Here is a 19,927-nt window from a genome sequence, read left to right as displayed (position 1 = left end):
TGTTGCAATAAAAAGCATCTAGCTATATATCATCCCTTTACTGCTCTTTTAAGAAGAATCAGTAAAGGGATTTTTATTTGGGTTTTATTTTTGCGAAATCGTTATAATTAAATCTGAAAATCTTATTTTTATAAAAAATATACAGTAATAAAGACAGTTTGTTATGATAACAAAAAAAGTAAATAATGTTCAGGATGCTATTAACGGAATTGAAAGTGGCATGACCATTATGTTTGGAGGTTTCGGTCTTTGCGGAATTCCTGAAAATACAATCGCAGCTTTAGTAAACACCACGATTTCAGATTTGACTTGTATTTCAAACAACGCAGGTGTAGACGATTTTGGGTTGGGACTTCTTTTGCAGAAGAAACAGATTAAAAAGATGATTTCTTCTTATGTGGGAGAAAATGCTGAGTTCGAACGCCAGATGCTTTCAGGAGAATTAGAGGTCGAATTGACTCCTCAGGGAACTTTGGCAGAACGTTGCCGTGCAGCTCAAGCCGGTATTCCTGCTTTTTTTACTCCGGCCGGTTATGGAACTGAGGTTGCAGCAGGAAAGGAAGTTCGCGAATTTAACGGAAAAATGCACATCATGGAAGAAGCTTTCAAAGCCGATTTTGCTATTGTGAAAGCATGGAAAGGAGATGAAGCAGGAAATCTTATTTTTAAAGGAACGGCGAGAAACTTTAACGCTCCAATGGCGGGTGCTGCAAAAATTACGATTGCCGAAGTAGAAGAATTGGTTCCGGTTGGTTCATTAGATCCAAACCAGATTCATATTCCAGGAATTATGGTACAACGAATTTTTCAGGGAGAGAAATTTGAGAAACGAATTGAACAACGTACTGTAAGACAGAGGGCTTAAATTAGTCAATTAGAAAATGCTTTATGCAATCTAAAAGAATTATCTTATTATCAAATTGACTAATTGATACATTAAAAATATGAGCAAACTTTCTATACTTCTTATTTCGTTTTTGACTTTTCAGGCTTTTTCTCAGACAACATCTGATCTTAGAAAAGAACTAAATCAAATTATTGGAACTAAGAATGCAACAATTGGAATTTCTATTAAAAGTATTGAAGATAAGGACACTTTAAGCATTAATGGGCATTTAAAAATGCCGATGATGAGCGTGTTTAAATTTCATATTGCTCTGGCAGTTTTGCATAAAGTGGATGAAGGAAAACTTAATCTTACTCAAGAAATCTTTATAAAAAAGAAAGATTTAAAGGAAGATACGTGGAGTCCGATGAAAGTAGATTATCCAGAGGGAAATGTAAATTTGACTTTAGATAAAATACTTCGCTACACAGTTTCTCATAGCGACAATAATGGATGCGACATTTTGATCAATTTAGTTGGAGGTACAAAGTACATTCAAAAGTTTATAAATGATCAAAGTATCAAGGATTTCGTTATTAAAATGAACGAAGACCAAATGAGGACGTGGAAAAATCTTTATGTCAATACCACAACTCCGCTAGCAACAACAGAATTGCTTGAGAAGTTTTTTAAAGGAGAAGTTTTAAAAGAAGAAACAACAAAGTATTTGTATCAAATAATGGTTGAAACGTCAAGAGGACTTACTTGGATGAAAGCCGGACTTCCCGAAAATACCGAATTAGCACATAGAACTGGAATTTCAGGAACAAATGATAATAATCTGAGAGTTGCAATGAACGACATTGGAATTGTAAAGTTTCCAAATGGAAAACACTTTATTCTTTCTGTTTATTTAAAAGAGATTACTGAAACCAAAGAAAATACTGAAAAAATAATTGCAGATATAGCCAAGGCAACTTGGAATTATTTTACCAAAAGAGAATTAGATAATTAAGATAATGTGATAATTAGATAACTGATAGATTGTGCAAAATGAGGCATTATCTAATGATCTAATTTCCAAATTGACAAATTAGAAAATATGTTAACAAAAGAAGATATAGCAAAAAGAATTGCAAAGGAAGTAAAAGACCGTTATTTCGTAAACTTGGGTATTGGAATTCCGACCTTGGTTGCAAATTATGTTAGAGAAGATATAGCAGTTGAATTTCAAAGTGAAAACGGAGTTCTCGGAATGGGACCTTTTCCGTTTGAAGGCGAAGAAGATGCAGATATTATTAATGCAGGGAAACAAACCATTACAACACTTCCAGGAGCGAGTTTCTTTGATTCTGCTTTTAGCTTTGGAATGATTCGAAGCCAAAAAGTAGATTTGACTATTCTAGGCGCAATGGAAGTTTCTGAAAATGGAGATATTGCCAACTGGAAAATTCCGGGTAAAATGGTAAAAGGAATGGGAGGAGCAATGGACTTAGTCGCTTCTGCCGAAAATATCATCGTAGCCATGATGCATGTGAATAAGGCGGGCGAATCAAAAATCTTAAAAAAATGTACTTTGCCGCTTACGGGCGTAGGATGCGTTAAAAAGGTAGTAACGGAGCTTGCGGTTCTAGAAGTGACAGAAAAAGGTTTTAAGCTCTTAGAACGAGCGCCAGGCGTCTCAGTCGAGCACATTGTCGCATCAACTGAAGCAGATTTGATAATTGAAGGCGAAATTCCTGAAATGGTGATTTAGTCTTTTTAGGTTCAAAGACACAAAGGTACAGAGGTTCAAAGTTGAAATGCTTAAGAGTGATTTAGATAAAGAGAACTTTCTTTATGAAGGTTCTCTTTTATTTTGATAAATCTTGAACAGTTTAAATAGTCTTTTATTTACATTTGCCTTGACTAAAATATACACATTTGGAAAAGTTTGAAATCGATATTAAATGGGCAAGTTATTTCTTAATAACAAACATAGTTACTACAATTTTTATAATTGCTTTAATTTGTTTAATTGATTTTTACAGCTTAAGGTATTTGCCAGACATTCTTGCGCCAGTTTTTATAATGCAGCTGTTTTATTTTACTATTAAAGCAATAAGGGAAAATGATGAAAACGGTTTGAGCAAGGGCTTTCGTAAGTTCTTTGTTTTTTTTAGACTTTTGACGTTTTATCTTATGCTAGCTCCATTTTTGAGTGGAGGTAATAACGGAAGCTTTTGGTGTTTTTCTCTATTGTTTCCTTACAGAAAGAGAGATGTTTCAGAGCTCTCAAAAGAAATCGATTTTATAGAAGAGGAAGGAATGTCATCAAGTGATTTGCTTGCCATATTTAAAAAAAGAAAGCCTGTCAGAAGATATTATTAAACATAAAAAAACCGCCCAATTAGGCGGTTTTTTATTTTGATGTTCTAAGAAAATTAGAATCTAAGCGTCTTAATAGCTCAGAATCTTAGCAACTTCTTTAGAACTATAAATTAAATGAAGCTCCTAAGCTAAAAGTAACTTGATTGTTTAAATGATAAAATGGGTCATTGTTTGAGCCATATTTTGCAATTGGAAAGCCAACTTCTGTGAAAACACCAAATCCGTCAGTAAAGAAATAACGTCCGCCAACATGGCCTCCAAAATTATGCAAGCCTAAGCTTAATCCAGGATAAACGTCTAATTGTTCAACACCGATTACGCTTGATAAGTTAGCATTGATTCTCGCTTTTGCATCAAAACGGTCTATAAAGTCTGGTTTGTCATTGTATGGAGTTAGGCTTGTGCCATATAGACCAGTGTAGTTATCTACGCCTAATAAATAAGTTGTTACAAAACCAACAGAGAAATTTTCTCCTAAACCAAAATCAACTGATCCCTGAATTCCAGAGCCACCATCTTGTAGATTAGCACCAACATTTACTTTTACGTCTCCTTTGCCATTGAAAGCTTTTTGAGCATTAATAAATCCGAATGATACTAAAAACAAAAGTGTAAAAACCTTTTTCATAAATTTAAATATTAATTATTTTGCGGGGCAAATGTAAATTTTTAATGCTTTAATTCCTACCTTTTTCGTTAAAATACAATTCATTTAACGGTTCGCTTTGCCAGTATTCTTTGGTTTCGATATCCATAATTGTAAGAGGTCCTCTAAAGGCGGCGCCTGTATCAACATTCCAAACACAGGCTTTGTTTACGGGTACTGTCTGCCCAATTCGTGTAACAGGAGTGTGTCCGATGTAAACTTCTTTATAAACGGTAAATCTTTTAGGATAGTATAAATCATCTTCCTTTAATTTTGGGTCTAATGAGAGTGCCGTTTCCCAAAGTGTTCTGTCCCAGTAAAATAGTTTAGAAAAATATTCCCATTTTACGCCGTTTAGATTTGTAAATCCGGCATGGACAAATAAGCGGTTCTGATCATCGAGATAATAATCCTGAAGATTTTCAAGAAATTCGATATGAGATTTTTTTTTCTGTTCAGAGATTTTGGCGTATCCTTCAACAGTGGCTTTTCCACCATGTTTGTACCACATTTCTTCATCAAAATCATCATGTCTGTTTTCGAGCCAATCTAATGCCAGTTGATCATGATTTCCTCTTATGCAGATGCAGTTTTGTTTGCTTTTTAAATCTATCAAATAGTCGATTACTTCAACAGACTGACTCCAGCCGTCAACATAATCGCCTAAAAATATGAGAGTATCTTCTGTGGTAACTTCGGCTTTTTTCATCACTTGTTCAAGTGCAAGTAATCCGCCATGAATGTCGCCTATAACAAATGTACGCATTATTTAATTTTTCGTGTAGAAGAGCAAAAATAGAAAGAATTATTGGTTTGATCTCATTCAATTCTTATTCTTTAGAAATTGATACTATTTATAACTATTTGCATCGCTTTTTTATTGCTATACTGTTTAAATTTGCAATATGTCAGAAACGCCGTTATATCGCAAAATCATTCATATCGATATGGATGCTTTTTATGCTTCGGTAGAGCAGATGGATAATCCGGCTTTGCGCGGAAAAGCTGTTGCGGTAGGCGGTTCAGAAAACCGGGGAGTCGTTTCGGCGGCGAGTTACGAGGCACGTAAATTTGGCGTAAGAAGTGCCATAAGCGGTGTATTGGCCAAAAAATACTGTCCCGAAATCATTTTTGTCCGACCGAGATTTGATCGGTACAAAGAAATTTCATCCAAAATTCATAAAATTTTTCACGATTATACCGATTTGGTTGAGCCACTTTCGCTTGACGAAGCTTATCTCGATGTAACGCAGAATAAAAAAGGAAATCCAAGCGCGAGCCTTCTTGCTCAGGAAATTAGATCAAGAATTTTGAATGAAGTAGGATTAACAGCTTCTGCAGGTATTTCAATCAATAAGTTCGTTGCAAAAATTGCGAGCGATTACAATAAGCCCAACGGTCAGAAAACGGTAAATCCGGATGAAGTCGAAGCTTTTTTAGAAGAATTGCCGATTCGGAAATTTTACGGTGTCGGAAAAGTAACTACTGAGAAAATGTATCAGTTGGGTATTTTTACTGGAATCGATTTAAAAAACAAATCGTTGGAGTTTTTAGAAAAACATTTTGGCAAATCGGGCGCTTTTTATTACCACGTTGTTCGAGGAATCCATAATTCAGAAGTAAAGCCTTCACGGATTACCAAATCGGTTGCAGCAGAACACACTTTTGATGTTAATCTTTCGTCAGAGATTTTTATGCTCGAAAAATTAGAATCTATAGCGGTTTCTTTAGAAAAACGTCTTCAAAGACATAAAATATCAGGAAAAACAATCACGTTGAAAATAAAATACAGCGATTTCACACAACAGACCAGAAGCAAAACGATGCCCTATTTTATTTCTGATAAAAACCTGATTATGGAAACGGTAGAAGAACTGCTTTATCAGGAAAAAATGAAAGATTCTGTGCGTTTGCTCGGAATTTCGCTCAGCAATCTGAATACCGAAGAGAAAAAAGCAGTTGTTGTTCAGTTAAAGTTTACGTTTTAATAAAGATTTAAACATGTTAAAATGAGAAATTCCATGAACAACGCAGCGATTTTCAGACTATCTTTGAGTAATAGATTGTAGAATAATTAAAAAAAATATATGAAGAGTGTTAATGCTGAAGACGTTACATGGCGAAATTCTGTTCCAATCATGGCTTGGGATTTTCATTATGAATATGTAAAAGAACTGAAAGCACTTACAGTTGATTTAGAAAAAGTAAATCAGATTTCGAATAGATTTACTTGGGATGAAAAAGAGTTAAACATCAAGGAAAGGATTAAAAACGAAGTGGTGGTGGTGACTGATTTAAGCCTTAGGATAGTTTTCGCTTCAAGCGGCATCAAGAAAATGACGGGTTACAGAGAAGAAGAGATTCTTGGGAAAACACCAAAAATGTTTCAGGGGCCGGAAACTTCAGAAAAAGATTTAGATGAAATTCGTGAAGCGCTAAAACTCAGAATCCCTTTTGAAAAAACGCTCGACAATTACAGAAAAAACGGAAAAACATATAAATGCAAAATCAATGCATTTCCTGTTTACAATCAAAAAGGGAAAATCAGTCATTTTATAGCTTTTGAAAAACAGGATTTAAGCGCTTGATTTTTTTGCCGCGAAGACGCTAAGGCACAAAGATTTTTTAAAAGGATACAAAAGTAAAAGCCACATAAAGTGGCTTTTTTATATTAAAACTTTGTGACAGTGCCTTTGTGGCAAAATCTTACAGATTCTCAAAAAAATCATTTCCTTTGTCATCAGTAATAATGAATGCAGGGAAATCTTTAACGGTGATTTTGCGAACAGCTTCCATTCCTAATTCTTCAAAATCAACCACTTCAACTTTAAGAATGTTGTCTTGCGCCAAAATTGCGGCTGGACCTCCTATAGAACCAAGGTAGAATCCGCCGTATTTATTGCAGGCATCTGTAACTTGTTTGGTGCGGTTTCCTTTAGCCAGCATAACCATGCTTCCGCCGTTTTTCTGAAATTCATCAACATAAACATCCATACGTCCTGCTGTAGTTGGCCCGAAACTACCTGAAGCCATTCCTTCTGGAGTTTTTGCAGGTCCAGCGTAATAAACCGGGTGGTTTTTGAAATATTCCGGCATCGGTTTTCCAGCGTCTAACAATTCTTTGATTTTTGCGTGAGCAATATCTCGAGCTACAATAACAGTTCCGTTTAGTTTTAGACGCGTTTTGATTGGATATTGAGATAGTTTTGCCAAAATATCCGCCATTGGCTGATCTAAGTCAATTTCAACTGGAGCTTCTAAATGAGGTGCTGTTTCGGGTAAAAACTGTTTAGGATTTACTTCTAACTGCTCAACAAAGATTCCGTCTTTTGTAATTTTTCCTTTGATGTTTCTGTCGGCAGAGCAGGAAACTCCTAATCCAACTGGACAAGAAGCGGCGTGACGCGGTAAACGAATTACACGAACATCATGTGTGAAATATTTCCCCCCAAACTGAGCTCCAATTTCGCTTTCCTGACAGATTTTCTGAACACGTTCTTCCCATTCTAAATCACGGAAAGCCTGACCAGCCATATTTCCAGAAGTTGGAAGATGGTCATAATATCCAGCAGAGGCTTTTTTTACAGCGCTTAAGTTCGCTTCTGCAGAAGTACCGCCAATAACCAAAGCGAGATGGTAAGGAGGACAAGCCGAAGTTCCTAAGTCTTTAATTTTTGCACGGATAAAAGCATCCATCGATTTGTCGTTCAATAACGACTTTGTTTGTTGGTATAAATAAGTTTTATTTGCAGAACCTCCTCCTTTAGCCATAAATAAAAACTCATACGAAGCTCCTTTTTTAGCATAAATATCAATTTGTGCCGGAAGATTCGAACCTGAGTTTTTCTCTTCGAACATTGAAATCGGAACGATTTGCGAATAACGTAAATTGCGTTTTTGGTATGTATTGAAGATTCCTTTGCTCAGCCATTCAGCATCATCAACACCAGTGAAAATGCTTTCTCCTTTTTTTGCCATTACAATTGCAGTTCCCGTATCCTGACAGCTTGGTAATTGTCCTTCTGCAGCTACAGTTGCATTTTGCAGTAAATTGTAAGCTACGAATCGGTCATTGTCTGTCGCTTCTGGATCGTCAAGAATGTTTCTTAGTTTTTGTAGATGTGTCGTTCTAAGCATAAACGAAACATCTGTCAAGGCTTCTTCAGCCAATAATTCCAAACCTTTTGGGTCAACGGTTAAAACTTCGCGTCCAGCAAACTCTTCTACTTTTACAAAATCTGAAGTAATTTTGCGGTACTGCGTATCATCCTTCAAAATCGGATAAGGATCCTGGTATATAAAATCAATCATTACTTTGTTTTTTTACAAAGTTAGAAATTATTTATTTTAGAAAGATTTTGAATAAGGTCTACCGGCAAGTTATTTCGCATTGTGAAACTCGTCAAAAGTCATTGTTTTCTCAAAATAATTTTTGTCTTTGGCAGAAAGCAGTTTCTTGTTCCAATGCTTGTTTTTGTATTCAAAAAAAGTTGAATCTGAATAACTTACAACTCCCATATTTTCATCTTCACCATCTGCTGGGCTAAATGCAACATTTTTGCAATAAAATGTTTTGGCTTCATAATCAGAACTCTGACTCTGAAACTCAACCCAATTTCCCCAACCGCTGTCTGAAATTGTGAGCCATGAATAAACAAGCTCGGCTTCGTTGTTTTTTAAATAGAAAAGAAAATGATCGTGTGCATAACCGCAGGCAGGATAACCATATGACACCTGAAGGAAAGGAGAATTTTTGGATGGCGCATCATTCAACCCAAAATAAGCGTTCCATTCGGATCCTTTTTCATTTCCTTTAATAGCTACTTTAGAAGATGCTGTTTTGGTCTTGTTTTCGTAAAAATCCAATTGATAATGTGAAGTCACAATACTGTCCTTATCGATATTTTCTTTTATGAGATTGGCAAGGATGTAATTTTTAGAAAAGGAATCTTCGCCATCTGAAATCGCTATCGTATCTGTTTTTAAGAACTTCTCTTTTAGAACAGTGTCTTCAGTTTTCTTTGAGTTAGAAATAGTGTCAACCGTAACTGCAGGTTTTGGTTTCTGACAGCTAAATAAAATCAATAGAGAAAAAAGTGTGTAAAATTTCATGTGGCGTATATTTTTGAACAAACAATGAATGGGTCTTATATATTCTAAAAGTCGGATATAATGAATTTTAATTGATTCGGCGGATTCATAACTCTTCTGCTTATTTTGTATAGGATAATAGTGGTAACTATTCCTCCAGCCAACAATACACCGTTTGCTCCTAAAATATGAACCAAAATATTAAAAATCTGTTCTTTGCCAGTTGAAGCCTTTACGATTTTCCCGTCCGTTTGGTTTATGGCGTCAAAATAACCAAAAGCAGTTATTGCAAACGTTACTGCTAACGCAAATAATTGACCATATATTGCTTGAAAAGGGCTTAATCTATCTTCTGTTTTTAACAAACCAAGGTCATTTTCGAGACAGTCAAAAAAGAGTTGATAATCTTTGTCATCTCTAAAGGAAATTGTACAGCTACTCGGGATACTGAAGGTCGATTTGTATCGGATTACTATACTCCGATTATTTTCTTCCTTTTTGATTGATATAATACGGCCATAGCGTATCTCTAGTTTCGTGGCCATTGACATGGTTTTGTCATAGGATTCTATAAAATCTTCAGCATCAGTAAATTTTTTGCTTGAAAAATTAAAAGATTCATCGTCAAGATATAATGAAGAGATTTTATATCCATTGGCAGAGAAAAGCTTATTTATCATAAAACTGTTGTTTAGGATGATTTGGTGTTTAATAAATGTCAGATTAAAAAAACCACGTCGCCACAAAAATAGCCGTAATCACACAAATGATATCGACCAAAAGCATTGTGCCTAAAGCATAGCGGGTGTTTTTAATGTTAACCGAACCAAAATAAACTGCAATCACATAAAATGTGCTTTCGGCACTGCACTGGAAAATACTGCTCAATCGGGCTGTTAAGGAATCAGCACCAAAAGTGCTCATCGAGTCTATAAGGAATCCTCTTGAACCTGCAGAACTAAACGGACGCAACATGGCAACCGGAAGTGCATTTGTAATTTCTTTGCTAACGCCGATGTTTAAAAACAAGAATCCGATTCCGTCGCTGATAATTTCGAAAAGTCCGCTATTTCTAAAAAGTGAAATGGCAACCAACATTCCTAAAACATATGGAAAAATTGTAACTCCGGTTTTTACACCGTTATTGGCTCCAACTACAAAACTTTCATAAACAGTAGTGTTGGCTTCGCTGAATTTTTTTTCATGAATGAAAGAAAAAATCAAAGTAAAAGCGATAATAGCAATCAAGATTAAAGCGGATAAATTAGAAGTAAAAAGGTTTTTCCCAACCAAATCCAAATGATTTACATACATCAATAAACCAATGATAGCAGCAATAAGCACCATTAAAGCAATCACTAACGAAGCACTTTTGAAATTGATTTTCTGTTTGATTCCCACAATCAAAAACGCAGCAATAGTTCCGATAAACGAAGTGATAATGCATGGAAGCATAACGTCTGCCGGATTACTGGCGCCTGCAGCAGCGCGATAACCAATAATTGAAGTTGCTATCAATGTTAAACCTGAAGCGTGAAGACACATAAACATAATCTGGGCGTCGCTGGCTTTGTCTTTGTCGGGATTTATTTCCTGAAGACTTTCCATTGCTTTTAATCCGAATGGCGTTGCAGCAGAATCAAGACCCAAGAAATTGGCAGCAAAATTAAGCGTCATATACGAAATCGAAGGATGGTTTTTGGGAATACTCGGAAAAACTTTCACAAAAACGGGACTCAAAATTTTAGCCAATTTTCCGGATGCTCCCGAAATAATCAAAAGCTCCATCAAACCACAGAAAAAAGCCAGATAAGCGATAAGCGGTAGAATCAAGTCTACTAAAGTTGTTTTACAAGTCGGCAGCAAACCATCTGATTTTTGAACACCGCTGAAAATTTTTACGGTTTGATTGCTGTAAACGTAAGTTGTATCAGGATTCAGCGTGTCTCGGTCAACAATCATGACCTGTTTTGGCGCTTTTTTTATGCTGTCTTTGATAAAAGCAGGAAGCTCTTCCGCATATTTTTCAGAAATTAAGATTGGGTCGTCTTTTTTTCCATTCAAGACATAATCAATCGTATAACTATTTCCTGTAAAAAGGCTTACCACTACAAAAACAATCGAAGAAATAAAAATCGCTAGCCAAAATCTGCTTAATACCATAATTGTAATTTTTTGTAAATGTAATTATTTAGATAATATGCCTAAACATTTATTTAATGAGGTGTGAATTTGAAGATTTAAGGTTTGAATAATTGATTGATACAATTTTATTTATATTTAACTCCGCTGGAATTTCTCTGCCATTTTCTTTATACCTCTTCCAAAACTAGTAGACTTTAAAATTGTATTCGTTGAAATCTACAAACGTAAAATAGCTCTGGAAGAGCGATATGTTTATAGAAATTAATAGGGTATGTAAAAAAAAGCTCCAGCGGAGCGAAACATTATTCAATCACAATTTTGTTTTCCATATAATTTCCAAATGAATTGATTCCTTTGAATAAATCCTGTTTTTTATTCCCATCTATGGAATTGAAAAACTCCGTTTCGATTTTAACATAGTCCTTTTTCGAAGTTCTTTTCCAGGTTCCAATCACTTTTCCGTTTTCTAAAATTACCGGTTTAAAAATACCGTTTTTGGTAAAAACTTTGGATTGATGTTCTAATGAAATAGAAGATTCACGATTTTTATACGAAATCAGAAATTCATCAAAAGCGGGAAGAAAATGTACGCTTTCGCGGAAATTATCCAAACCTGAATGATTTTTTCCGAACCAATATTCCTGATTATCAATAGTAATACGGCTTAATTGCAACTTAATTGTGTTAATGGCTGATTTGCAATTTGTCACTGAAAACCCAGACCAGTGAGAAAAATCAGCTGCAGTTGCTGGACCATGGCTTTCAAAATAACGTTGCGCAAGTTTTGCCAAAGCTTCTTCTTTGGTTAATTGCGTTTTTGGTTTTGAAACCCGTTCTTCAAGCAAGGCATAAGTGATTTGTTTCCCTTTCATTTTTCCGTTACAGACCAAACCGTCCAATTCTGCATTCATCATAACAATAACAGGTGACAAATCGCCCGCATTTTTTTGGATGTTAAGTTCCTGCATGATTTCGTCTCGGGTTAAATGATTGTTTCCGCTTAGAAGTTTTTCAATAGCCGAATTGACTTGGTCTAGTTTTTTCTCATCATAACCATGCTCTTTGGCAAGTGAAGCGAAAAGTCGTTTTACTTGCGGTCCCGAAAGATCAAGCATCCAGTAAATATCTTCTGCAGCAACCAAGTGCCAAGTTGGACGCAAAATATGCGTTCGGATTATTTTTCCCGAATTAATGGCTTCTTCAATTTCTCTTTCCGAGGCATCGCAACGCGAACCAACTGCCCATTTTGACATCGCATAATCCTGAGCCTGCATCGCGCCAAAATGTTTTACAATTTCTTCTGGAGAACATTGGCTTGTTTTATAAAGCTTTTGAGAAACCAAACGTTGATGTGAAATTTCCTGATGTGTCATCTTTGCTATTTTTTCGAACCATATAAGTTATATAAGTTCATTTTACTTTGTAGCTCTATTACTTTGCTTCGAGAAAATTTGAGCCCATATAAGTCAATAAATCTTCAATCATGAATTTAAAAAACTCAGCACCTTAGTACCTTAGCATCTTAGCAACTTAAAAAAAAAGCTATACATGAATAATCTCGTCTTCAATCAACAAATCTTCTCTGCGTAAGCGTAAAAAAATCTGTGCTACAGCAATTGTATCTTTTTCGCAATAGGTGATGATGCGATCAATATCTTTTTCGACATAAAAGACATGTGCGACCTGACTTCCATCAATATCGCCTTTTGGCGATGGGATTCCGAGAATCTTAGTCAATAGTTTTAAAGAAGTGAAGTGTTTATAATCGCCAAACTTCCATAACTCTAAAGTATCCAAATGTGGAATTTCCCAAGGCTTTTTGCCAAATAAGTTCAGTTTGTCGGGAATGACCAACTGATTAATGATCATACGACGTGCAATAAACGGAATGTCAAATTCTTTGGCATTATGACCACACAAGAGATGTTGAGGCTGATTAAAGTGATTATTCAGCAAATTCGAAAAGTCTTTTAATATTTTCTTTTCGTCTCCAAAAAAAGAAGTTACCCGAAAATTGCGCACATCTCCTTTGATTGTAAAATATCCGACAGAAATACAGATTATTTTTCCAAATTCTGCCCAGATTCCGGCGCGTTCGTAAAACTCTTCAGGTGTAAATTCATCTTTACGCTGATATTGTGTTTTCAAATCCCAAAGCGACTGCATTTCTGAGTCAAGCAAATTGAAGTTTTCTTCTTCAGGAACAGTTTCTATATCAAGAAAGAGAATGTTATTGAGGTTTATTTTTTCAATCATAGTTTTTATATAACACAGATTACACGAATTAGCACAAATTTGATATGAACTAAAAAAATCTTTTGAATTTTAGGTTTTGTAAATATAAGACTATAATTTTTATTTGTGTGAATCTGCGAAATTCGTGTTGAATTTAAAATAAACTTTGTTGCGCAGAAGGACTTTCGTGTTCCAAAAGCCATTTTTTGCGAGATAGCCCGCCGGCGTATCCAGTTAGAGATCCATTGGTGCCTATAACACGATGACATGGAACGACGATCCAAAGTGGATTTTTACCGTTTGCAGAAGCGACAGCGCGAATTGCTTTGACATCGCCTAGTTTTTTGGTCTGATCCATATAGCTGACGGTTTTTCCATACGGAATTTCCAATAATGATTTCCAGACTTTTTGTTGAAATTCGGTTCCTTTCGGATTTAGTTTTAGATTGAAATCGGTTCTTTTGCCTTCAAAATATTCGTTTAATTGCAGAACAGCGTCTTGTAGTAAATCTGGAATGTTCAAGGAAATTTCATTCGAACCAACATCAGAAACAGAAATTATTGCAATGCCATTTTCGTCCCCAATAATTTTGGTGATTCCTAAAGGTGAATTGATGAAGACTGTTTCCATATTTTTTAACCGAAAAGACGTTAAGTTTACTGTAAAGTTCGCAAAGTTTTTGGTTTAATAATGACCTAATTCAAATTTATAATTTAAAACATTCTGAATTTTTTCACTTGAAATAGTCTTTTCAATAGTTGATTTTTCAGTGCTGAATTTCGGTAAATCCAATTTTAAATCTTTTGCTTTTTGTGTGTAATATTCTTTCCTTGTTGGGTGAAAAGGAGCAACGGCATTAAAAAAATCATTCCACTTAGACTTTTTAACGATTTCTTCAATGATTGCGATACAATCTTTTTGATGAATTAAATTCACGGGAGCATCTGGATTTTCTAGGTTTTCTTTTCCAGCTAAAAACTTTACAGGATGACGATCTTCGCCTATTAATCCGCCAAAACGGAGTATTGTGGTTTCAAACTTTTGATTTTGTTGAAGAGCTTTTTCAGCTAAAATCAATTGTTTCCCGCTTTCGGTATCTGGATTTGGAGTAGTTTCTTCCGTAATCAATTTGTTGTCATTGCCATAAACCGAAGTTGAACTCACAAAAAGTACTTTTTGAACTGTCGATTTTTCTATAAACGGAATCAGATTTTTGATTTTCTCAACAAAAACTTTCTTTTCGGAATCGGTATTTTCACTTCGCAGTTTAGGCGGTATGTCAATAATCAAGATTTCGGTTTCTGCTAAAAAATCAGTGATACCGTCTGAGACACTTTCGCTTTCAAGCGCAACCAAATAAGGTTTTATACCCTTGGTTTCAAATATTGAAAGTTTGTTTTCGGATGTAGTTGATCCTTTAACCGAATTTCCATCAGTGATTAATCTTTCTGCCAGAGGAAATCCGAGCCAGCCACATCCTAATATGCTTATTTTGGTCATTTTTTTAGAGGTACAAAGATTCAAAGATACAAAGTTTCAGAGCTTTTTGTTTCACGCTGATTTAAATGATTTTAGCAAATCGGGTGGGATATGCATAATTAAATATAAGTCTACAGAATCTGCTGAAAAATTTTATGATATAGCAATGCGCTTGCTAAAAAATAAAAGCAAACTTTAAAAATTTAAAGCCTGCTTTTATTATTTCTAAAACTTATTTTTATTCAGGTTTTACAACTGATTGTATTAAACTGTCTTTAGTAATTATAGTGCTATCATTTGCCTTCACGGGCTCAATAATTTTTACTGGCGCGACATATTTTTTTATTTTCTGCTGTACAAGTACGGCATCATTCAGTACAAAAGGCGTAGGCATCATCCAGTCGAGTCTTGGTTTTACATTAAGCAATGGATTTGTCATTAAATCAAACGAACTTTCGATAAGATCCATATCAAAAACAGACGATTTGTTGATGTAGAATTCCATTAGAAGTGGTTCGTTTGCTGTTACATAGTAACAAAGGATTTTGCTGTCTTCGCGTTCCAGACGATTTCCTTTCTGTCCAGAAGTTGAAACTCCGTTGGCCTTGAAATTGTAAAAAGTCATTTTTGGATTAGCGTAAATATCATAACGATTTACCTTTCGGTTCGGACTGATTTTAATTTTCAAATATCTATTGTTTCCGACCACGCTGTCTTTGATAAACGAAATGGTTGGTTTTTCAACATTGACAGTTGGAGCAATTGAGCTGTAAGTAAACTTAGAATTGTATTTGCTGGCAATCGGAAGTCCGTTCAAACCAACTGCTTTTTGGTTTTTTTCTCCCAAGTAAGCTTTTGTCCATTCATCCAAATTGGTGTCATATGTTGTCCAAACAGCCGAATTGGTATTGGCATTGTAAACGTATAAAAGACTGTTCGATTTTGCTTTTCCAGCTTCATAGCCTGAGTTGTAACCTGCATAAATGAAAAATCCGATTGAGGTCAGGAAGAATACAATTATCCAGACTCCTTTTTTAGAGAAAGCTCCAAATATCGGCAGTAATAATCCGAAGAGCAAAACGGTTAATATCGCACTTCCAAAAAGAATCTTAAGACCAAGGCCAATTGGAAACATGACAATAAACGGAGCAATAATTGCCAATGCAGGAATACTGAACAATAAATTTAAACCCAGGCTGTAATGTTGGGTAAAGATAAATATGGCGAAAAGAAGAATTCCGAAATAAACAGGAATGATTAAAAATCCTGCGCCGGCCAAGCTGTTTGCCAAAACGCCATTTAAGATAATCCAAAACAGTAAAGGTGCCACAAAATGATTCATGGTTATTTTGGCTTCAGAAAAATGATGATAGAAAGCAAAACAGATTGCGATGCTCAAGGTAACAAATGCACCGATGTACGCGTGGCCGTTGTATGTAAATCCGTTTAAGAAATCTGAATACTGCGGATATATCTCAAGCATTATCTTCCATCCTAAAAAAGTAACCAGACCCGCAACGATTAATGAACCAAGAAGCGGTACAAATCCTCTGAAAATTTCGCGGATTGAAATGATTCTTTTGGCTTTTCCAATAAAAAGCAAAAGAACCAAAACGCCAAATGCAATCAAAGTCATCGGAAATACCCATGAAAAAGGATAGGTTATAAATGCAAACGGAACGTTGAAATAAACATTATCTTCTGTTGATATTGTTTTGTTCAGGTCGACGTTTGAAAAGTATTTTAATAAAGGCATTAAATAAGTGCCCTGATGCGCCAAAGTTGTCGGACTTAAATGACTGGCATCGTCTTGCTCTGTGTGATAATTGTAGTGTCCGTCTATAAAAGCAAAATTAAAACCCTGAATATTGCCTTGTTCTCTAAAAACGGTCAAATCAGTATCGTTGGGAAGCATTTTGTAAATGCTGTACATTAAAGAATTTGAAACTGGGTGAGAAGCTTTGGCACTTTTGAATTCTTTAATCAGCGCTTGATTTCCGCCATTGGTTTCCATCAACATATAGCTTGGACCAGAACTTCCTCTTGCTTCAAAATTTAAAACCAAACCAACATCTTTTGCCCAAGGATGCTGATTCACAAACAGAGCAGCTCCGTTTAGGCCAAGTTCTTCGGCATCAGAAAAAAGAATAATGATATCATTTTTCTGCGGATGTTTAGAATATAAAAAAGCACGAATTCCCTCTAATATGGTCGCTACTCCCGAAGCATCGTCGCTTGCTCCTTTAGAAAAAGAATGCGGCGCGCTGTCATAATGAGAAAGAAGCAATAAAGCTTTTGAATTATTGGTTCCTTTTATTCTAGCCAGAATATTTTTGGATTTTACCAAAAGACCTCTGTCATTTAGCGTAAAACCTTCTTGAATGCTCGTTTCTAATCCAATTCTATTGAGTTCGAGTTTTAGATAATTTGCAACCAATTCATGATTTGTCGAACCCACATAATGCGGTTTTTGAGCAATAATTTCTACTTGATTCATGGCTCTTTCAGTCGAAAATTCTGCTAGAGCTTCATCATCTTTTGAAATTCCTTGCGGCATCATTGTTGCGTAGATTACGGCGAGAATAATTAGAATACCAATTATGGCTAGAATTGAGGTTTGGTTTTTTCTCATGATGAATTAGTTACTAAATTTCTTTTTTAACAAGCATAAAATAATCATTGTCCAGAGAACGATAGCCCTGGTCGTACAGAAAATAGTATGTATTTCCTGTTTTGGTTTGTAAAATGTTGGTAAAATATTCAAAATCAAATCCTTTTGAAAGCAGTTTGTCTCGAGTTGCTTTTGATTTACCATCTGTATTTAACTCTGCCAAAATACGATAATTTTTGCGTAACTTGTTGTTTACATTACGCATGAAATTTGTGCTGTCTTTATTTATTTTATTGTTGTAGGCATTGCGGCAATTATCTGAGCAGAATTTCTTGTCTTCCCGGCCTACAATTTTTTCCGAACATTCAAGACAGGTTCTCATGGATTCATTTTTTGAATTTGATATAAATCGGTTCTTCGGTCTTTTAAAATTCGTACACTTCCATGCTCATGAAGCTGTTTCAGCAGGTTCAGGTCTACGTCTACAATTAGGGTCATTTCAGTATTTGGAGTGGCTTCGGCCTTAATTCCGTTACTTGGAAAAGCAAAATCAGAAGGTGTAAAAACAGATGCCTGCGCATACTGAATATCCATATTATTTACTTTTGGAAGATTTCCGACACAACCCGCAATCGCTACATAACATTCGTTTTCTATGGCGCGTGCCTGCGAGCAATGTTTTACGCGTGTATAACCGTTTTGAGTATCGGTTAAAAATGGCACAAACAGAATGTTCATTCCTTCATCGGCCAATAGTCTGGAAAGTTCCGGAAACTCAACGTCGTAACAAATCAAAATTCCGATTTTGCCACAGTCGGTATCGAAAGTCTTAAATTGCGAACCGCCTTTCATTCCCCAATGCACAACTTCGTTTGGTGTAATATGAATTTTGGTGTACATTTCTGATGTTCCGTCGCGTTTACATAAAAAACCGACATTGTAAAGATTCCCGCCCTCTAGATAAGGCATACTTCCGGTAATGATGTTGATGTTGTATGAAATGGCAAATTCTTGAAAGCGTTTTCGAATTGGTTCTGAATGTCGCGCTAGTTCACGAATAGCTTCTGCCTCAGAAAGATGATTGTAATCGGCCATCAACGGCGCGATAAAAAGTTCTGGAAAAAGAGCAAAATCACTTCCGTAGCCCGAAACGACATCAATAAAAAATTCAGCTTGCTCAAACAAAGCTTCAACATTATTGAGCTGGCGCATCTGCCATTGGATCAATCCTAAACGGATAATGTTTTTTTGTGTGTTAATGAGTTTCGGACTTTCATCATAATAAATGTTGTTCCATTCGAGTAAAACAGCAAATTCTTTGGATTCTTCGTCTCCTTCAAGATAATTTTTCATGATTTTTAAAACGTGAAAATCATTGCTGAGCTGAAATGAAAGCACCGGATCGTACAATTCTTTGCTTTTTACTTTTTCGATATACGCTTTTGGCGACATTTTAGACGAATATTGTCTGTAATTTGGAATTCTTCCTGCAAAGACAATGGCTTTTAGGTTCAATTGTTCGCAGAGTTCCTTTCTGGCATCATATAAACGCCTTCCTAAACGAAGTCCTCTATAACTTGGATGAATAAAAACATCGATTCCGTATAAAATTTCAGCATTTTTATTATGGGTCGAAAACGTATAATTACCACTGATTTGCTGGTAATTGTGTTTCTTGTCTACTAATTTTTCATCGATAATCAGCGAAAGCGCCGATCCAACTACTTTTCCGTCAACTAAAATGACAAGTTGCCCTTCCGGAAAAATAGAAAGCAGTCTTTCGATATCATCCGATTTCCAATACGAATCAGCCATTTCTGGATAAGACTGAATCATTGATTTTTTTAATTGTTTGTAGTCTTCTATTTCTAAATTTCGTAGTTCTACTTTATTGATTTTAGTCTGCATATATTTTAAGTTCGTTTTGAATCTGAGTTCGAACTAATCCGAAGCACAAAAACTAATTGATTATTAATTTAATGAGGGAATTACGAGTGATATTTTACTTCTCCTTCTCGGTAAATAAAATAGAAAAGAAGCACGGCATTGAGCAAGCAAAGAATCATACCATACCTTATTTGTGTTAAACCTGGCAATGATAAGCCAAAAGCCACAATAGAGGTTATGATGATGAATAGATTTATGAAACTAAAGAATAGCAGTTTGTAATGTCTGCGAAAAACGCAGACCGCAATTGTTATATTGAGAAACATAATGGCAGTGAAGCCTAAAAATGTGGGTTCAAAAGACATTGCAAGTTCATAACCGCTTATCGAAAAATCCTTTTTTGCTTTCTGAAAAGCTATTTCTTTCTCTTTTTCTGTTTTTGTTATCGAATGGGTTTTTATAAATCCCGATTCCCTTTTTAGATTTTCATCTGAGCACATTTGGAAAAAAGGCATAAAGAAAATCAGCAAACTCATAATTGCTAGAAAACGTATGATTGATTTTCTCTTAGTTCCTAATTTCATTAGTGCTCAATTGAGTGATTACTCTCAAATATACAAAAAAAATATCCATTTA

The 19,927-nt window shown here is 35.4% G+C and carries 20 protein-coding genes; 6 read left to right on the top strand and 14 right to left on the bottom strand.

The features are described from left to right. Positions 1–163 precede the first annotated feature (163 nt). The 4 genes from ACFFLS_RS04615 (at position 164) to ACFFLS_RS04600 (ending at position 3,196) form a co-directional block, all read left to right on the top strand. Complete coding sequence (locus ACFFLS_RS04615; RefSeq protein ID WP_379684029.1) at positions 164–865, top strand: CoA transferase subunit A; 702 nt, start codon at positions 164–166, stop codon at positions 863–865. A gap of 79 nt (positions 866–944) precedes the next feature. Next, the gene (gene bla / locus ACFFLS_RS04610) at positions 945–1,841 is read left to right on the top strand and encodes a class A beta-lactamase, subclass A2 (protein ID WP_379684028.1); all 897 of its coding nucleotides are present in this window, start codon (positions 945–947) and stop codon (positions 1,839–1,841) included. Between the two features lie 87 nt (positions 1,842–1,928). Next, on the top strand, positions 1,929–2,582 hold the full coding sequence (locus ACFFLS_RS04605; RefSeq protein ID WP_379684027.1) for a CoA transferase subunit B: 654 nt from the start codon (positions 1,929–1,931) through the stop codon (positions 2,580–2,582). A gap of 167 nt (positions 2,583–2,749) precedes the next feature. Then, complete coding sequence (locus ACFFLS_RS04600; protein WP_379684025.1) at positions 2,750–3,196, top strand: hypothetical protein; 447 nt, start codon at positions 2,750–2,752, stop codon at positions 3,194–3,196. 103 nt (positions 3,197–3,299) lie between these two features. Here ACFFLS_RS04600 and ACFFLS_RS04595 read toward each other — a convergent pair whose 3' ends face one another. Together ACFFLS_RS04595 and ACFFLS_RS04590 are read right to left on the bottom strand one after the other, a co-directional pair. Continuing rightward, positions 3,300–3,824 carry a DUF6646 family protein gene (locus ACFFLS_RS04595; protein WP_379684023.1) on the bottom strand — a complete coding sequence of 175 codons (525 nt, stop codon included), beginning with the start codon at positions 3,822–3,824 and terminating at the stop codon, positions 3,300–3,302. A 49-nt stretch (positions 3,825–3,873) separates the two neighbouring features. Next, positions 3,874–4,608, bottom strand: coding sequence for a metallophosphoesterase family protein (locus ACFFLS_RS04590; protein ID WP_379684022.1), 735 nt, complete (start codon positions 4,606–4,608; stop codon positions 3,874–3,876). Positions 4,609–4,747: 139 nt separating this feature from the next. Here ACFFLS_RS04590 and dinB point away from each other — a divergent pair, with 139 nt between their 5' ends. Together dinB and ACFFLS_RS04580 are read left to right on the top strand one after the other, a co-directional pair. Next, entirely contained in the window at positions 4,748–5,830 is a 1,083-nt protein-coding gene (gene dinB, locus ACFFLS_RS04585) for a DNA polymerase IV (protein ID WP_379684021.1), read from the top strand. 99 nt (positions 5,831–5,929) lie between these two features. Continuing rightward, the gene (locus ACFFLS_RS04580) at positions 5,930–6,430 is read left to right on the top strand and encodes a PAS domain-containing protein (RefSeq protein WP_379684020.1); all 501 of its coding nucleotides are present in this window, start codon (positions 5,930–5,932) and stop codon (positions 6,428–6,430) included. Between the two features lie 118 nt (positions 6,431–6,548). On the opposite strand, the gene ACFFLS_RS04575 is transcribed toward ACFFLS_RS04580, so the two are convergent. From ACFFLS_RS04575 to ACFFLS_RS04520, 12 genes are all read right to left on the bottom strand, one after another. Next, positions 6,549–8,153, bottom strand: a complete 1,605-nt coding sequence (locus tag ACFFLS_RS04575) for a fumarate hydratase (protein ID WP_379684019.1) — start codon at positions 8,151–8,153, stop codon at positions 6,549–6,551. A 69-nt stretch (positions 8,154–8,222) separates the two neighbouring features. Then, positions 8,223–8,954 carry a hypothetical protein gene (locus ACFFLS_RS04570; RefSeq protein WP_379684018.1) on the bottom strand — a complete coding sequence of 244 codons (732 nt, stop codon included), beginning with the start codon at positions 8,952–8,954 and terminating at the stop codon, positions 8,223–8,225. Positions 8,955–8,998: 44 nt separating this feature from the next. Then, on the bottom strand, positions 8,999–9,613 hold the full coding sequence (locus ACFFLS_RS04565) for a hypothetical protein (RefSeq protein WP_379684017.1): 615 nt from the start codon (positions 9,611–9,613) through the stop codon (positions 8,999–9,001). 43 nt (positions 9,614–9,656) lie between these two features. Continuing rightward, positions 9,657–11,096 carry a spore maturation protein gene (locus ACFFLS_RS04560; RefSeq protein WP_379684016.1) on the bottom strand — a complete coding sequence of 480 codons (1,440 nt, stop codon included), beginning with the start codon at positions 11,094–11,096 and terminating at the stop codon, positions 9,657–9,659. Between the two features lie 284 nt (positions 11,097–11,380). Next, positions 11,381–12,451 carry a winged helix DNA-binding domain-containing protein gene (locus ACFFLS_RS04555; RefSeq protein ID WP_379684015.1) on the bottom strand — a complete coding sequence of 357 codons (1,071 nt, stop codon included), beginning with the start codon at positions 12,449–12,451 and terminating at the stop codon, positions 11,381–11,383. Positions 12,452–12,620: 169 nt separating this feature from the next. Continuing rightward, positions 12,621–13,334 (bottom strand): 3'-5' exonuclease, encoded by a 714-nt coding sequence (locus ACFFLS_RS04550; protein WP_379684014.1) that lies wholly within the window; start codon positions 13,332–13,334, stop codon positions 12,621–12,623. Positions 13,335–13,467: 133 nt separating this feature from the next. Next, positions 13,468–13,944, bottom strand: a complete 477-nt coding sequence (locus ACFFLS_RS04545) for a methylated-DNA--[protein]-cysteine S-methyltransferase (RefSeq protein ID WP_379684013.1) — start codon at positions 13,942–13,944, stop codon at positions 13,468–13,470. A gap of 54 nt (positions 13,945–13,998) precedes the next feature. After that, positions 13,999–14,814, bottom strand: coding sequence for an NAD-dependent epimerase/dehydratase family protein (locus tag ACFFLS_RS04540; RefSeq protein WP_379684012.1), 816 nt, complete (start codon positions 14,812–14,814; stop codon positions 13,999–14,001). Positions 14,815–15,031: 217 nt separating this feature from the next. Further along, positions 15,032–17,425 (bottom strand): M28 family peptidase, encoded by a 2,394-nt coding sequence (locus tag ACFFLS_RS04535; protein WP_379684011.1) that lies wholly within the window; start codon positions 17,423–17,425, stop codon positions 15,032–15,034. A gap of 13 nt (positions 17,426–17,438) precedes the next feature. Then, the gene (locus tag ACFFLS_RS04530; protein WP_379684010.1) at positions 17,439–17,786 is read right to left on the bottom strand and encodes a hypothetical protein; all 348 of its coding nucleotides are present in this window, start codon (positions 17,784–17,786) and stop codon (positions 17,439–17,441) included. Then, positions 17,783–19,312 carry a GNAT family N-acetyltransferase gene (locus tag ACFFLS_RS04525; protein ID WP_379684009.1) on the bottom strand — a complete coding sequence of 510 codons (1,530 nt, stop codon included), beginning with the start codon at positions 19,310–19,312 and terminating at the stop codon, positions 17,783–17,785. The genes ACFFLS_RS04530 and ACFFLS_RS04525 overlap by 4 nt, the downstream gene beginning before the upstream one ends. Before the next feature lie 80 nt (positions 19,313–19,392). After that, the gene (locus ACFFLS_RS04520; protein WP_379684008.1) at positions 19,393–19,875 is read right to left on the bottom strand and encodes a hypothetical protein; all 483 of its coding nucleotides are present in this window, start codon (positions 19,873–19,875) and stop codon (positions 19,393–19,395) included. Positions 19,876–19,927 lie beyond the last annotated feature (52 nt).

Origin of the sequence: Flavobacterium procerum, assembly GCF_042431625.1 — a bacterium.
Taxonomy (GTDB): domain Bacteria; phylum Bacteroidota; class Bacteroidia; order Flavobacteriales; family Flavobacteriaceae; genus Flavobacterium; species Flavobacterium procerum.
The sequence above is the reverse complement of the archived record's forward strand: the minus strand, read 5'-3'. Positions and strand labels throughout refer to the sequence as shown.

Coding starts and splice junctions, on each gene's coding strand:
- ACFFLS_RS04615 (WP_379684029.1), top strand. CDS start 164: ATGATAACAAAAAAAGTAAATAATGTTCAGGATGCTATTAACGGAATT.
- bla (WP_379684028.1), top strand. CDS start 945: ATGAGCAAACTTTCTATACTTCTTATTTCGTTTTTGACTTTTCAGGCT.
- ACFFLS_RS04605 (WP_379684027.1), top strand. CDS start 1,929: ATGTTAACAAAAGAAGATATAGCAAAAAGAATTGCAAAGGAAGTAAAA.
- ACFFLS_RS04595 (WP_379684023.1), bottom strand. CDS start 3,824: ATGAAAAAGGTTTTTACACTTTTGTTTTTAGTATCATTCGGATTTATT.
- ACFFLS_RS04590 (WP_379684022.1), bottom strand. CDS start 4,608: ATGCGTACATTTGTTATAGGCGACATTCATGGCGGATTACTTGCACTT.
- dinB (WP_379684021.1), top strand. CDS start 4,748: ATGTCAGAAACGCCGTTATATCGCAAAATCATTCATATCGATATGGAT.
- ACFFLS_RS04580 (WP_379684020.1), top strand. CDS start 5,930: ATGAAGAGTGTTAATGCTGAAGACGTTACATGGCGAAATTCTGTTCCA.
- ACFFLS_RS04575 (WP_379684019.1), bottom strand. CDS start 8,153: ATGATTGATTTTATATACCAGGATCCTTATCCGATTTTGAAGGATGAT.
- ACFFLS_RS04570 (WP_379684018.1), bottom strand. CDS start 8,954: ATGAAATTTTACACACTTTTTTCTCTATTGATTTTATTTAGCTGTCAG.
- ACFFLS_RS04565 (WP_379684017.1), bottom strand. CDS start 9,613: ATGATAAATAAGCTTTTCTCTGCCAATGGATATAAAATCTCTTCATTA.
- ACFFLS_RS04560 (WP_379684016.1), bottom strand. CDS start 11,096: ATGGTATTAAGCAGATTTTGGCTAGCGATTTTTATTTCTTCGATTGTT.
- ACFFLS_RS04555 (WP_379684015.1), bottom strand. CDS start 12,451: ATGACACATCAGGAAATTTCACATCAACGTTTGGTTTCTCAAAAGCTT.
- ACFFLS_RS04550 (WP_379684014.1), bottom strand. CDS start 13,334: ATGATTGAAAAAATAAACCTCAATAACATTCTCTTTCTTGATATAGAA.
- ACFFLS_RS04545 (WP_379684013.1), bottom strand. CDS start 13,944: ATGGAAACAGTCTTCATCAATTCACCTTTAGGAATCACCAAAATTATT.
- ACFFLS_RS04540 (WP_379684012.1), bottom strand. CDS start 14,814: ATGACCAAAATAAGCATATTAGGATGTGGCTGGCTCGGATTTCCTCTG.
- ACFFLS_RS04535 (WP_379684011.1), bottom strand. CDS start 17,425: ATGAGAAAAAACCAAACCTCAATTCTAGCCATAATTGGTATTCTAATT.
- ACFFLS_RS04530 (WP_379684010.1), bottom strand. CDS start 17,786: ATGAGAACCTGTCTTGAATGTTCGGAAAAAATTGTAGGCCGGGAAGAC.
- ACFFLS_RS04525 (WP_379684009.1), bottom strand. CDS start 19,312: ATGCAGACTAAAATCAATAAAGTAGAACTACGAAATTTAGAAATAGAA.
- ACFFLS_RS04520 (WP_379684008.1), bottom strand. CDS start 19,875: ATGAAATTAGGAACTAAGAGAAAATCAATCATACGTTTTCTAGCAATT.